Raw genomic sequence first — 14,023 nt, forward strand, 5'->3', positions numbered from 1 at the left:
TTACTACAAAATGAATAAAAAAACTATCCGGTCACAGGAATATCTGTAGTGAAACTACATCCTAATGCCGAGGTTTTTTCGCAGCGCTCTTTTCCGCACGCCCCCGGCGTGGCAATCTGCAGCCCTCGGATGTACTCAGGATAGACCATGTCTCTTTCATCGCCGGCCCCCATGCCCACCCACGTCCAGCGACTGGTAGATCATCACCTCGCGCAGTGGCGTCTTGCTCTCCATCAGGCCGGCCTGGAAGCCAGCCTACATCAGCTGGGCGACCAGTTTCTGAGCGAATTGCCGCAGGTGCTGGCGGGCAGTGATTTTGTTGCTGAGCAGCTGCGTCGTGATCCGCAGATGGCCTGGCGGTTGGTCGAGGATCAGCGGTTGTGGCGCAGCCTGGCGCCGGGCGAGCTGGCCGAGCTGCTGGCCGAAGCGTTGGCGGCCGCCGCGACGGAAGAGGAGCTGGCGCGGTTGCTGCGGCGGTTCCGCCAGCAACAGCAGGTGCGCATCATCTGGCGCGATCTGCTACGCCACGCAGCCACCATGGAAACCACGCGGGACCTGTCCGACATGGCAGATGCCTGCCTGGAGCAGGGCTACCGCTGGCTGTACGGGCACCTGAGCGCCGGTCTGGGGGAACCCTGCGGTCCTGACGGTGAGCCGCAGCATATGGTAGTGCTGGGTATGGGCAAGCTGGGCGCCCATGAATTGAATCTGTCCTCGGATATCGATCTGATCTTCGCTTACCCGCGGTCCGGGGAAACCCGGGGCGGCCGCCGCAGTCTGTCGAACCAGGAATTCTTCATCCGCGTCGGGCAACGGCTGATCAAGCTGCTGGATGAAGTGACGGTCGATGGCTTTGTATTCCGCGTCGACATGCGGCTGCGCCCGTACGGTGATAGCGGCGCCCTGGTCTTCAGCTTCAACGCCCTGGAGCAGTATTACCAGAGCCAGGGCCGGGATTGGGAGCGCTACGCCATGATCAAGGCCCGGGTGGTGGCGGGCGATCAACAGGCGGGGGCGGAGCTGCTGGCCATGCTCAAACCCTTTGTCTATCGCCGCTATCTGGATTTTGCCGCGATCGAGGCGCTGCGTAACCTCAAGCAGATGATCCAGCGGGAGGTGCAGCGCAAGGGCCTGGAAGACAACGTCAAGCTGGGCTCCGGCGGGATCCGCGAAGTGGAGTTTATCGGCCAGGCGTTCCAGTTGATCCATGGCGGGCGCGATCGCAGCCTGCAGCAGCGACCGATCCTGCCGGTGCTGGATGTGCTGGCGACCAACATTTACCTGCCCGACGCGGCGGTGGACGAGCTCAAGGGCGCCTATCTGTTCCTGCGCGATACCGAGCATGCCCTGCAGGCGGTGGATGATCGCCAGACCCAGATGCTGCCGACCGATGCGCTGGGCCAGGCGCGGTTGGCGCTGGTCATGGGATTCGACTCCTGGGACGAGTATCGCGCCCAGCTGGAGTTGCAGCGCAGCAAGGTGGCCCGGCATTTTGCCGGTGTCATCGCCGATCCCGATGACGATAAGGATCAACCCCAGCTCGATTACGAGGAATGGATGTTGCTGTGGGACGATCTGCCGGAGGCCGAAGCCGCCCAGCAGCAATTGGCCGAGGGCGGATTCCAGGACCCGGTACGGGCCTGGAACCTGCTGCGCAACCTGATGGGCTCGGCCCGGGTGCGGGCCATGCAGCGCCTCAGCCGCGAGCGGCTCGATGTGTTCATGCCTCGCCTGTTGGGCATGGCCTGTGAGCAGGACGATCCGGATCTGGCGCTGGAGCGGGTTATGCCATTGGTGGAGGCCGTGGCGCGGCGCTCCGCCTATCTGGTATTGCTCACGGAAAACCCCGGTGCGCTGCATGAACTGCTGGTGCTCTGCACGGCCAGCCCGCTGATCGCCGAGCAGATTGCCCGCTACCCGGTGGTGTTGGACGAGTTGCTAAATTCAGGCCGGTTGTATCGCCCGCCGGAGATTGCCGAGCTGGTGGATGAGTTGCGTCAGGAGCTGGTGCGTATCCCCGAGGACGACCTCGAGCAGCAGATGGAAGTGCTGCGCTATTTCAAGCGCGCCCACGGGCTGCGGGTGGTGGCGTCGGAGATTGCCGGCAGTCTGCCGCTGATGAAGGTGAGCGACTACCTGACCTGGATTGCCGAGGCCATCCTGCAGCAGGTGCTGGAACTGGCCTGGCGCGACATGGTGCGCCGCCACGGCACGCCGCGGCGCCACGATGGGAGCCCCTGCGAGCTGGATTTCATTGTGGTCGGCTACGGCAAGGTGGGCGGCATCGAGCTGTCCCATGGCTCGGACCTGGATCTGGTATTCATTCACGATGGCGACACCGAGGCGGAAACCGATGGGCCGCGGCCGCTGGATGGAGGGCGTTTCTACACCCGCCTGGGGCAACGCATCATCCATATTCTCACTGCCCACACCACCTCCGGCGCCCTCTATGAGGTGGACATGCGCCTGCGTCCGTCTGGTGATGCCGGGCTGCTGGTGACCTCGCTGGATGCCTTCGCCCGCTATCAGCGGGAGGAAGCCTGGACCTGGGAGCACCAGGCACTGGTGCGGGCGCGGCCGCTGGCTGGCTGCCCGCAGCTGGGAGAGCGGTTCAACAGCCTGCGTGCCGATGTGCTGGGCCGCGAGCGTGATGTCAACCAGCTGCGCCAGGAGGTGCTGAACATGCGCCAGAAGATGCGCGACAACCTCGGTACGTCGAGCACCCAGGGCGGCTTCGATCCCGCTGCCTTTACCGCCGATGCGCTGTTTGATCTGAAGCAGGACGCGGGAGGTATCGTTGATATCGAATTTATGGTGCAATATGCGGTTCTGGCCTGGTCGTGCCGGTACCCCGAGTTACTGCGTTTCACGGATAACATCAGAATATTGGACGGGCTGCGCGACGCCGGCTTGATCGCCAGCGAAGACGTGCAGCGTTTGCAGGAGGCTTACAAGGCCTACCGCGCAGCAGCCCATCGCCTGGCTTTGCAAAAGCAGCCGGGGAAAACACCTGGCGACCAGTTTCATGACTACCGACATGACATCATCCGACTCTGGCAGCAATGGCTACCAGACGCCGCGGGTGCCTGAATGACATCTCATTCGACAATGCGGCAGGCATGGCCAGGCCAGAAAACGATAGGATAGCTCCGCTGGGCCTGCGGGCAGGCGCGGATGCGGAATCCTGAACCTTAGATATATATGAATGGAGCTGGCTGTTATGTCGATGGCTGATCGTGATGGTGTTATCTGGTTTGATGGTCAAATGGTTCCGTGGCGCGATGCCAACGTCCATGTCCTGACCCACTCGCTGCACTACGGCATGGGCGTGTTCGAAGGCGTGCGTGCCTACAACACCGAGCAGGGTACTGCCATCTTCCGTCTGCAGGCGCACACCGACCGCCTGTTCGACTCCGCCCACATCATGGGCATGAAGATTCCGTTCACCAAGGAACAGATCAACGAAGCATGCCGCGCCGCCGTACGCGACAACAACCTGGAAACCGCCTACATTCGTCCGCTGGTGTTCTACGGATCGGAAGGCATGGGTATCCGGGCTGACAACCTCAAGGTCCACGTGGCCGTCGCGGCCTGGTACTGGGGCGCCTACATGGGCGACGAAGCGCTGGAGCAGGGCATCCGCATCCGCACCAGTTCTTTTACCCGTCACCACGTCAACATCACCATGACCCGCGCGAAATCCAGCGGCGCCTACATGAACTCCATGCTCGCTCTGCAGGAAGCCGTATCGGCCGGTGCCGACGAAGCCCTGTTGCTGGACCCGGAAGGCTACGTGGCCGAGGGTTCGGGCGAAAACGTGTTCATCGTCAAGGATGGTGTCATCTACACCCCCGAAGTCACCGCCTGCCTCAATGGCATCACCCGTGGCACGGTACTGAGCCTGGCCGAGGAAATGGGTATCAAGGTGGTCGAGAAGCGTATCACCCGCGACGAGGTCTACATTGCTGACGAGGCGTTCTTCACCGGTACCGCCGCTGAGGTGACGCCGATCCGCGAAGTGGACAACCGCCAGATCGGCATCGGCCGCCGCGGCCCGGTCACCGAGAAGCTGCAGAAGGCCTACTTCGATCTGGTCAACGGCCGGATTCCCGCCCGCAGCGAATGGCTGACCCTGGTCAAGTGATGGCAGCGGCAAGCGGCAAGGAGCAAGCGGCAGGGCGCGTGGAGTCGTTCTCATCCTGGCGTGGGAAACGCGCCGCTTGTGGCTTGTCGCTTGCAGCTTGCGGCTTGCAAGACTTATGAAGATTCTCATTGTTGGTCCCAGTTGGGTGGGTGACATGGTCATGGCGCAGACGCTCTTTGCCTGCCTCAAGCTGCGTCACGGCCCCGACTGCCTGATTGATGTGCTGGCTCCAGAGTGGAGCCGGCCGATCCTCGAGCGCATGCCCGAGGTCCACCAGGCCCTGAGCTTTCCGCTCGGTCATGGGGTACTGGACATCGCCAGCCGCCGCCGCATCGGCAAAGGCCTGGCCGGCCAGTACGATCAAGCCATTCTGCTGCCCAATTCCCTGAAGTCTGCCCTGGTGCCGTTCTTTGCCGGTATTCCCAAGCGCACCGGTTGGCGTGGGGAAATGCGCTACGGCTTGCTGAACGATATTCGCGTGTTGGACAAGCAAGCCTATCCGCTGATGATCGAGCGTTTCATGGCGCTGGCCTGGGAACCAGATCATCAGCTCGAAAGGCCTTACCCTCGGCCGACATTGCAGATCGACCCGGCCAGCCGGGAAGCGGCGCTGGCGCGCTTCGGCCTGGAACTGGACCGGCCAGTACTGGCGCTCTGTCCCGGTGCCGAGTTCGGCGAGGCCAAGCGCTGGCCGGCCGAGCATTACGCGGCGGTGGCCGACCACAAGATCCGGCAGGGCTGGCAGGTCTGGCTGTTCGGCTCGAAGAACGATCATCCGGGCGGGGAGCAGATCCGCGAACGGCTGATCCCCGGCCTGCGGGAAGAATCCAGCAACCTGGCCGGCGAAACGAGCCTGGCTGAAGCGATTGATCTGATGTCCTGCGCGACGGCGGTGGTGAGCAACGACTCGGGGCTGATGCACGTGGCCGCCGCGCTGAACCGGCCGCTGGTATCGGTATATGGCTCCACCTCCCCGGATTTTACGCCGCCGTTGGCTGAGCAGGTGGAAGTGGTGCGGCTGGGGCTCGACTGCAGCCCCTGTTTCGACCGCACGTGCCGCTTTGGCCACTACAATTGCCTGCGCGATCTTGAGCCCCAGCGGGTCATTGACGCCTTGCAGCGCCTGGTCGGTGATCCCTTGCCCGACCCGCAATGGTAACTGCCATGCGTGTGCTGCTGATCAAGACGTCCTCCATGGGCGATGTGATTCACACCCTGCCGGCGCTGACCGATGCCCAGGCGGCGCTGCCCGGCATCGTTTTCGACTGGGTTGTGGAGGAGAATTTCGCGGAGATTCCGCTGTGGCATCCCGCCGTGGCGGAGGTGATTCCGGTTGCTATCCGCCGCTGGCGCAAGAGCCCGCTGAAAACCCTGCGCACCGGCGAGTGGCAACGCTTCCGCCGGCGTTTGCACAGCCGTCATTATGATCTGGTCATCGATGCCCAGGGACTGCTGAAAAGCGCTTTGTTGACGCGTGGAATCAAGGCGCCGGTAGTCGGGCTGGATCGGGAGTCCGCCCGCGAACCCCTGGCCAGCCGGCTGTATGATCAGACCATGTCGGTACCCTGGGGCCAGCATGCGGTAGAGCGGGTCCGCCAGCTGTTTGCCCAGGCGTTGGGGTATCAGGTACCGGCCACGACCGGGCACTACGGGCTCAATCGCAGCTACCTGGCGGGTGAGCAGGCCGCCGCGGATTACGTCGTCTTCCTGCATGGCACCACCTGGGTTACCAAGCACTGGCCGGAACTGTACTGGAAACGGCTGGCGGAGCTGGCGGTGGAGCGGGGCATGCAGGTCAAACTGCCCTGGGGTAATGACTCGGAACGAGCTCGTGCTGAGCGTATCGCCGACGGCGTGCCGGGGGTGCAGGTGCTACCCAGGCTGCCGCTTGCCGGGATGGCCAATATCCTGGCCGGCGCCCGCGCCTGTGTGGCCGTGGACACCGGGCTCGGTCATCTGGCCGCCGCGCTGGATGTACCGACCGTCTCGCTGTTCGGTCCGACCAACCCGGGCTTTACCGGCGCCTATGGGGCAGTGCAGACCCATCTGGCCAGCGACTTCCCGTGCGCACCCTGCATGAGCAAGAAGTGCAAGTACCAGCCCACCCCCGAAGACGCTCGCCAGTTCGATCTGCGCCAGGAGCTGCCGCTGTGCTTTACCCGGTTGCAGCCCGAGCGGGTGCTGGCGGAGCTGGAAGGGTTGCTGCAACACGTCAGGCAGTAAGGCTCGCCCCGGGAATGTTCGAGCACGCCCTGGGATTGTCGAGCGCGACCCGGTCGAGCACCAGCTCGACAGCTCTTCGCGCAGGCCAGCACCGCCGCCGACCCTCCTGCGCCAGGATCAACCCCAGCTGTGCTAAACTCGCCAGTCTTTGATAACCCAATACAACACGCTGCCATGGTCGGCATGACCCTTTCAGTTGAGATGCAGCGGCCCAGCAAGAGAACCCCGATGCAACTGGCCTTTCTGCTTTACAAATACTTCCCCTTCGGCGGGCTGCAGCGCGACTTCCTGCGGATCGCCAAGGTATGCCAGCAGCGCGGCCACGCCATTCGCGTCTACACCCTGAGCTGGGAAGGGGAGCGGCCGGCGGGTTTCGATATTCGCCTGGTGCCGGTCAAGGCGCTGTCGAACCACCGCCGAAACGAGAAATTCGCCCGCTGGGTGCAGGCCGACCTGCAGCGTGACCCCGTTGACCGCGTGGTGGGGTTCAACAAGATGCCCGGCCTGGATGTGTATTACGCAGCCGACGGTTGTTATGAAGACAAGGCGTGCAACCAGCGGGGCTGGCTGTATCAGTTCGGCCCCCGCTATCGGCACTTTTCCAGCTATGAGCGCGCGGTATTCACTCCGGAAGGGCGCACAGAGATCCTGATGATCTCCGAAGTGCAGCTGCCGCTGTTCATGCAGCATTACCGCACCCCACCCGAGCGTTTCCATTTGTTGCCGCCGGGCATTTCGACCGACCGCCGCGCGCCGGCCAATGCTCCGGAGATCCGCGCCGATCTGCGTCGCGAGTTCAACCTGGGAGAGGATGACCTGCTGCTGGTGCAGATTGGCTCCGGCTTCAAGACCAAGGGTCTGGACCGCACCCTGGAGGCGGTAGCAGCGCTGCCAGCGGAACTGCGCCAGCGTACGCGCTTGATCGTCATCGGCGCCGATGACCAGGCGCCATTCCTGCGCCAGATCCGCGCCCTGGGTATCACCGAGCAGGTGCAGATTCTGCCCGGACGCGATGATGTGCCGCGCTTTCTGCTCGGCGCCGACCTGCTGATTCATCCGGCCTACAACGAAAATACCGGCACCGTGCTGCTGGAGGCGCTGGTCGCTGGGCTGCCGGTACTGACCACGGCGGTCTGCGGCTATGCCCATTACATCGAAGAGGCTGACTGCGGCCTGGTAGTGCCCGAACCCTTCGAGCAGGACACCCTGAACAACTGGCTCGCGCGCATTCTCGACGACCCGGAAACCCGCCGGGAATGGCAACAGAATGCCCTGGAGTATGCCGAAGGCGCAGACCTGTACAGCATGCCGGAGCGAGCCGCTGACGTGATTCTCGGAGACTTGGCGTGACCCTGGTATTGAACGAGCCCTTCAAGAGCCTCTGGGCCGGGCGCGACGCTTTCGTTGAGGTGGAAAAGCTGCAGGGCGAAGTGTTTCGCGAGCTGGAAGCGCGCCGTACCCTGCGTACTGAAGTGAACGGGCAGGGCTACTTCGTCAAAATCCACCGGGGTGTCGGCTGGCGGGAAATATTCAAGAACTGGTCGACATTGAAAAAGCCGGTGCTCGGCGCTGACCAGGAATGGCAAGCCATCGAGGCGCTGACCCGTGCGGGTGTGCCGACCATGACAGCGGTCGCCTACGGCGAACGTGGGGCCAATCCCGCCAATCGCCACTCCTTCATCATTACCGAGGAGCTTGCGCCGACCATCAGCCTGGAGGATTTCAGCCGCCACTGGCCAACCGATCCGCCAGCACCGGAGCTCAAGCACGCGCTCATTCATCGGGTAGCGGAGATGACCGGGCGTATGCACCGCGCCGGCGTCAATCACCGTGACTGCTATATCTGCCATTTCCTGCTGCATACCGATACGCCGCCGACGCCGGACAACCTGCGTTTGTCGCTGATCGATCTGCATCGCGCCCAGATCCGCGCCGAGGTGCCGCGCCGCTGGCGCGACAAGGACCTCAGCGGACTGTACTTTTCAGCGCTGAATATCGGCCTGACCGAGCGGGACAAGCTGCGCTTCCTGCGTACCTATTTCCAGCGGCCGCTGCGCCGGATCATCACCGAGGAAGCGGTATTGCTGAGCATGCTCGAGCGCAAGGCGGCGCGCTTGCAGACCCGGTTTGAACGCAAATACGCACCCGGTAGCAAGGCATGACCGGGTGGGTACTCGACCCTGCTCTCGCGCCAGGGCAGGCAGCGCGCTTGTTTGCTGATCTCCCCAGCGTATTTGCCCTGCAGGGCGAACGCATTACCGCCGACGACATCAGCGACGTGCAGCGGCTCTGCCTCGATGGGCGCTGCTACTACATCAAGCGCTACGTGGCCGCTGGCAAGAACCTGCGCCGGTTTATCGGCCGCCCGCGCATCCGCGCCGAGTGGGAAAACCTGCTGCGCTTCCAGCGCTGGGGCATCCCGACGGTGCCGGTGGTGGGCTATGGCATGGAACGCAGCGGGCTGAGCTTTGGGCGGGGCGCGCTGATCACGCTGGGCATCGGGGAGACCGACGACCTGGCCCAACTGGCCAGACGCAGCGACCCATGTCTGCGCGACCGGCAGTGGCTGGCCTCGGTAATGCCCCGGATCGCCCGGGCGACCCGTACGATGCACGACCACGGCTTTGCCCATAACGACCTGAAATGGCGGAATATCCTCGTCGACCGCGGGGAGTCACCGCAGGTCTATTTCATCGACTGCCCGGCTGGCAGCAGGTGGCCCTATCCGCTGCTGCGCTACCGGATCATCAAGGACCTGGCCTGTCTCGACAAGGTGGCCAAATATCACCTGCGGCGTACCGACCGGCTGCGTTTCTACCTGGCCTATGCCCAGCGCGACCGCCTGACCGCTGCCGACAAGAAACGCATCAGGAAGATACTGGCTTTTTTCGAGGGACGAGAATGAACACCACCGCCCGCCTGCGCCATGCCGGACGTCATCCCAGCACGCCCTGCAGCCTGCCGGTAGAGGGTGGGGCGCTGGACGTCCAGCAATGGCTCCGGATCCTGCCCGGCAAGCGCCTGGTCGGGCGGGGCGAGTGGCAGGGCCGCCAGGTGCTGGCCAAGCTGTTCATCGCCACCGGCGCCGAGCGCCACTGGCAGCGCGAGAGCAACGGCATCCAGGCGCTGCAACGCGCCGGGCTGACAACACCGGATTTGCTGGCCAGCGGCGAGTTGCCCGGCGGCGGCTACTACCTGCTCACCGAATTCCTGGCTGGTTCACAAAGCCTGCAGCAGCGTTGGGAGACACTGCCGGATGCGTCGACCGACAGCGCTGCCGCTAGAGCCATCCTGCAGGAGGCACTGCAGCTGATCGCCGCCATGCACAGACAGGGCCTGGCCCAGACGGACATGCATCTGGGTAATTTCCTGCGATACCAGCAGCAGCTCTATGTGATCGATGGCGATGCCATCGAGGCTGTCGAGCCAGGCAAGCCTCTATCCCCCAAGGCTGTAGAAGCGAATCTGGCGCTGTTTTTTGCGCAGTTCGAGCCGGACTGGGATCAACAGATCGACTCGCTGCTGCAGTGCTATCTCGCGGTTAATCCGCTGCCTGCTTTGGGCGGCGAGCAGCTATTCGCGATGGTGCAGGCCGAGCGCCAGAAACGGCTGGATGACTTCCTCGGCAAAACCCTCCGAGATTGCACCCAGTTTGCGGTGACTCGAAGCTTTCGCCAGTTCAGTGTGGTGCTGCGCTCGGAACAGCAAGCCCTGGCCCCGTTACTTGACGATCCCGATAGCGCATTTGCCGGCACCCCCCTGCTCAAGGACGGCGGCAGCAGCACCGTCACCCGCGCCACGGTTGGCGGTCGGGATGTGGTTATCAAGCGCTACAACATCAAAGGTGTCGGCCACTGGCTCAAACGCTTCTGGCGCCCCAGTCGCGCCTGGCACTCCTGGCTGGCCGGCTGGCGCCTGCGCTTTCTCGGCATCGCCACGCCGCAGCCGCTGGCGATGATCGAGCGGCGGATTGGGCCGCTGCGGCGGGAGGCCTGGCTGATTACGGAGTATTGCCCGGGCAGCACCCTGTTCCAGCGGCTGGGGGAGGCAGGAGACAGCGTGCCTGATGAGACGACGGCCAATGCCATCTTGCACACTTTTCGGCAATTGAACGAAGCGCGAATCAGCCATGGCGACTTCAAGGCCACCAACCTGCTGTGGCACGCGGACCAAGTGTGGCTGATCGACCTGGACGCCATGCAGAGTCATGCGGGGACGGCCGCCTGGCACAAGGCATGGGCCCGGGACCGAGCGCGCTTCGTGCGGAACTGGCCAGCCAATAGTGAGTTGGCGAGGTGGTTGGAACGGATATTGTTGCGATAAAGCTGCAGTGCAGATAAGGCTCTTCAATCGTTCTCGCGGGGACCTCGCTGTGTTCTACCATCTCACTGCAACGGTGCTTTCGATGGGGCGCAGACCGGCGTATGGGTGTAGAATCCGCCAGGTCCAGCCTCTACCGGGAACATTAATGGCGCGCTCGCTAGCAGATGTGCTGAACGGATTTTACGGGCCGGAGCGGGGCTATCTGATCATGGAGTGTGTACTGATGGCGAGGGGAAAGGTGGGGTATCGAGATGGCTTCTGAAGTTAACGAGACGACCCAGCCATGGGTTCTTCAACTTTGTCACGGCTATGACGGTCCCTTTCTCGATTGCGCTCGGCAATACGCTGTGCTGTTCAAGGAAACCTCCTACCGCGTTTGTACTGTTTATCTGACGGGAGAGCCTAATCAAGACGTTATCACCGGCTCGGCTTCGGATGAAGTCGTCTTTCTCAACTTCTCCAGCCGGGGAATTCGTGGACTGAAGTTAGAGGCGATCTCGCGGGTCAGGAAAATCATCCGGTCTCGTAATTTCGAGCTTTGCATCGCGCACCGGTTTAAACCCACGTATGTTGCAGCATTGGCTTCCACCCACCTGCCGACCATCGGCGTGCAACATGCTTTCGGGGTATACAAGCGTAGGTCACGACAGCTATTTGCGCGATTCTTCCGTAAGCGTTTGCTGTTGCTGGGTGTCTCCGATGCAGTGCGGAACGATGTACGGAATTGCTTACCATCATGGCCGCCCGAGCGTATCCAGACCTTATATAACCGTATCGATGTAAAAGCGCTGCAGGCACAGCAGGTTTCCAGGGACGAGGCGCGCCGATTTTTCGGTATCCCGGAGAGCGCCTGGGTTGTGGGAAATGTTGGGCGGTTACATCCCGATAAGGATCAGAACACCCTCATTCATGGCTTCGCCGAGGCGCTACCGGCATTGCCCGACAACGCCCTGTTGCTGATCATCGGTACGGGGCGGCTCGGCGAGGATCTGTTGGATCTTGCCCGCTCTCTGGGAGTAGAGAAGCGTGTCGTTTTCGCTGGGCATGTTTCCCACGCGTCCCGATATTTCAAGGCGTTTGATGTCTTTGCTCTGAGCTCTGTGAACGAAGGGTTCGGGATGGTATTGGCCGAAGCAATGGCCGCCGGTGTCCCAATAGTGTCGAGTGACAGCAAGGCGGGGCGTGAAATAGTAGCCGACGTGGGAGTGCTGTTCCCGGTGAAGGACAAGCGGGGGCTGGCCGAAGCGCTGACTCTCGCGGGTAAACTGTCTGAGGAAGAAAAGGCCGCGAAAGCACAGGCAGGTTATACCAAACTCAGAAAATGCTTTTCTGACGACGCCGCCAAATATCGATTTCATGAACTCATCCTCCCAGTGCTTATGAAAAACGCAGAGAAGTAGGATCAACCTGGCAGCCGATATATGCGGACAATAGTGTTTAACGATACCTCCATCGACGATCATCATGGTTGTCAGTTGGTGATGAATCAGATCAGTACATTGGCCACCTCGGTAGGTATGGACATCGTTGTTTCATGCCCACTAGGTTACGAATGGGAATCGGATGAGTGGTTGAAGGCGGAGGTCCGGAAGGCAGAGCTCTGCATCGTCAACGGCGAAGGTACCATGCATGACGACGCTCCTAATGCGATGCGGCTCGGGCATCTGGCCCAGTTCTGCGCAGCGGAAAATATTCCATGCGTACTCATCAACTCGGTATGGCAACAAAATGTCGAGTTGAATGAACTGGCTCCGTTCTTCACCGCTATATATGTTCGGGATCCGCTCAGCCAGGCGGAACTTGCCAGAATAGGTGTGTCTGCGCAGGTGGTCCCCGATTTGACGCTCAGTTTGGAGTGTGATCAGGAGACTTTGCCGCGCAAGGGACTCATTATCAATGGCAGCGTGATTCCCCATGTGCTCGTGGACGCCTGGAAAGAAAAAAACCGGGCGAATCGCGATGCGGTCAGCTACATGAGCATTCGTACCCTCCCGCCATACCCCACTAAAAGAAGCCGGGAGCATTTCGCGGGCCTTTATTCGCGAAAGAGACGAAAGATGCTCAGGCATATTGTCGCTAGTTATTTTCGCCCCTACTCGAAAATGGTCACCGGTAAAGGTCTGAGCAGGTTGCGCTGGCGCCACGCAGTCCTGTCTACGGAGAAATTTCTACAGCGAATCAAGGGTTCTGAAGGGGTAATCACCGGCCGCTTCCATATGGTTACGCTTTGTATCGTAACCCGCACACCTTTTTACGCATTGCGTTCCAATACGTTCAAGATTGAAGGTCTATTACAGGAGGTGGGGCTGACAGACCGCATTTGCTCAAGTTATGCGGAGGGCATTTCCCGGAAGGATAAGATCCAGTTTTCCGATGCAGAACTTGCCACCATTTCCAGCTACGTCGGCGATGCCAGACGAAAGTCCCGAAGCATGTTCCAAGAAATACATGACGCCGTCTCAAGGCGTCAGGCTGAATCGAGGTAGATTTAAACGATGTCTGATGTCAGCTGGAAAATGAATGTCAGGGACTTTTCGGAAAACCGCGGTAGTCAATCGGGAGGGATAATCGTGCTTGCTTCTGGCCCTTCCGCTGGTGATTTTCCGCTCAGGGAGTTTTCCGACCTGCCGGTAGTGGCGATGAACGGGTCTATCGTGAAATGCGTATCCGAGAACGTCCAGCCACTGTTTTACTTGTGCGATGACGACAGCTTTATTGAAAAGCGTGCCGAGCTTGCCAAGGAAGGTGTGCAATCGTCGCAGAACGTCGCGATGACTATGTCGTGCTATGAAATATTGGATCGCATCTATCCCGGGCTATTGTCGGGTAAGCAGCTATTTGTCCTGAACCGGGTGAACCGCAGCCAGGGCAAGCCAGTTCAATCTGACCGCCGCTATGCCTGGTCAATTCGCAACGACGATGAACTGGTTTCTGGCTTCTCCTTGTTTTCCAAAAGGAAAAACCGGATCGGGTTCAGTAGGAATTTGGCAAAAGGCTATTTCGGCTCGCGCACTATCCCCTACGCAGGTCTGCAATTGGCATGTCATCTCGGCTTCGACAAGGTTTTTCTCGTTGGAGTGGATCTGAACCCGTCCGCAGGCCGATTTTACGAGTCCGGACTTGGTGCGCTGGCCAGTACGCTTGACAAGGATTTTCCGAAATACATCCTGCCCAGCTTCGCCTTGATGGCCGAGCGGATCATGAACCCACGTTTCTTGGTATTCAATCTGTCTGCCGACAGCCGTCTACCGGACTCGGTCGTGAAGAAGATCGATCGCGCAGATATCAAGACGATTTGTAGTGATTAACGGAGCGAGAGGCGGCACGAGGCAT

The 14,023-nt window shown here is 61.1% G+C and carries 11 protein-coding genes; all 11 read left to right on the forward strand.

The window, feature by feature from the left end:
* Positions 1-147 precede the first annotated feature (147 nt).
* The 11 genes from glnE (at position 148) to VG99_RS11370 (ending at position 13,998) form a co-directional block, all read left to right on the forward strand.
* On the forward strand, positions 148-3,090 hold the full coding sequence (glnE, locus tag VG99_RS11320; protein ID WP_044500043.1) for a bifunctional [glutamate--ammonia ligase]-adenylyl-L-tyrosine phosphorylase/[glutamate--ammonia-ligase] adenylyltransferase: 2,943 nt from the start codon (positions 148-150) through the stop codon (positions 3,088-3,090).
* 130 nt (positions 3,091-3,220) lie between these two features.
* Entirely contained in the window at positions 3,221-4,144 is a 924-nt protein-coding gene (locus VG99_RS11325; protein WP_044500044.1) for a branched-chain amino acid transaminase, read from the forward strand.
* A 115-nt stretch (positions 4,145-4,259) separates the two neighbouring features.
* Positions 4,260-5,303 (forward strand): lipopolysaccharide heptosyltransferase II, encoded by a 1,044-nt coding sequence (waaF, locus tag VG99_RS11330; RefSeq protein ID WP_044500046.1) that lies wholly within the window; start codon positions 4,260-4,262, stop codon positions 5,301-5,303.
* Positions 5,304-5,308: 5 nt separating this feature from the next.
* Positions 5,309-6,367, forward strand: coding sequence for a lipopolysaccharide heptosyltransferase I (waaC, locus tag VG99_RS11335; RefSeq protein ID WP_044500048.1), 1,059 nt, complete (start codon positions 5,309-5,311; stop codon positions 6,365-6,367).
* 228 nt (positions 6,368-6,595) lie between these two features.
* On the forward strand, positions 6,596-7,717 hold the full coding sequence (locus VG99_RS11340) for a glycosyltransferase family 4 protein (protein WP_044500050.1): 1,122 nt from the start codon (positions 6,596-6,598) through the stop codon (positions 7,715-7,717).
* Positions 7,714-8,529, forward strand: coding sequence for a lipopolysaccharide core heptose(I) kinase RfaP (rfaP, locus tag VG99_RS11345; protein WP_044500051.1), 816 nt, complete (start codon positions 7,714-7,716; stop codon positions 8,527-8,529). The genes VG99_RS11340 and rfaP overlap by 4 nt, the downstream gene beginning before the upstream one ends.
* Positions 8,526-9,272: a lipopolysaccharide kinase InaA family protein gene (locus VG99_RS11350; RefSeq protein ID WP_044500053.1), complete on the forward strand. Its 747-nt coding sequence runs from the start codon at positions 8,526-8,528 to the stop codon at positions 9,270-9,272. Before rfaP ends, VG99_RS11350 begins: the two co-directional genes overlap by 4 nt.
* Complete coding sequence (locus VG99_RS11355; RefSeq protein WP_044500054.1) at positions 9,269-10,690, forward strand: lipopolysaccharide kinase InaA family protein; 1,422 nt, start codon at positions 9,269-9,271, stop codon at positions 10,688-10,690. Before VG99_RS11350 ends, VG99_RS11355 begins: the two co-directional genes overlap by 4 nt.
* A gap of 251 nt (positions 10,691-10,941) precedes the next feature.
* Complete coding sequence (locus VG99_RS11360; protein ID WP_044500056.1) at positions 10,942-12,090, forward strand: glycosyltransferase; 1,149 nt, start codon at positions 10,942-10,944, stop codon at positions 12,088-12,090.
* A 33-nt stretch (positions 12,091-12,123) separates the two neighbouring features.
* Entirely contained in the window at positions 12,124-13,176 is a 1,053-nt protein-coding gene (locus VG99_RS11365) for a polysaccharide pyruvyl transferase family protein (RefSeq protein WP_158023917.1), read from the forward strand.
* A 9-nt stretch (positions 13,177-13,185) separates the two neighbouring features.
* Complete coding sequence (locus VG99_RS11370; protein WP_044500058.1) at positions 13,186-13,998, forward strand: hypothetical protein; 813 nt, start codon at positions 13,186-13,188, stop codon at positions 13,996-13,998.
* Positions 13,999-14,023 lie beyond the last annotated feature (25 nt).

The sequence above is a fragment of the Pseudomonas saudimassiliensis genome (genome assembly GCF_000939975.1).
In the GTDB taxonomy this organism is placed as follows: Bacteria; Pseudomonadota; Gammaproteobacteria; order Pseudomonadales; family Pseudomonadaceae; genus Halopseudomonas; species Halopseudomonas saudimassiliensis.

Coding starts and splice junctions, on each gene's coding strand:
- waaC (WP_044500048.1), top strand. CDS start 5,309: ATGCGTGTGCTGCTGATCAAGACGTCCTCCATGGGCGATGTGATTCAC.
- VG99_RS11355 (WP_044500054.1), top strand. CDS start 9,269: ATGAACACCACCGCCCGCCTGCGCCATGCCGGACGTCATCCCAGCACG.
- VG99_RS11370 (WP_044500058.1), top strand. CDS start 13,186: ATGTCTGATGTCAGCTGGAAAATGAATGTCAGGGACTTTTCGGAAAAC.
- VG99_RS11325 (WP_044500044.1), top strand. CDS start 3,221: ATGTCGATGGCTGATCGTGATGGTGTTATCTGGTTTGATGGTCAAATG.
- VG99_RS11360 (WP_044500056.1), top strand. CDS start 10,942: ATGGCTTCTGAAGTTAACGAGACGACCCAGCCATGGGTTCTTCAACTT.
- glnE (WP_044500043.1), top strand. CDS start 148: ATGTCTCTTTCATCGCCGGCCCCCATGCCCACCCACGTCCAGCGACTG.
- VG99_RS11340 (WP_044500050.1), top strand. CDS start 6,596: ATGCAACTGGCCTTTCTGCTTTACAAATACTTCCCCTTCGGCGGGCTG.
- waaF (WP_044500046.1), top strand. CDS start 4,260: ATGAAGATTCTCATTGTTGGTCCCAGTTGGGTGGGTGACATGGTCATG.
- VG99_RS11350 (WP_044500053.1), top strand. CDS start 8,526: ATGACCGGGTGGGTACTCGACCCTGCTCTCGCGCCAGGGCAGGCAGCG.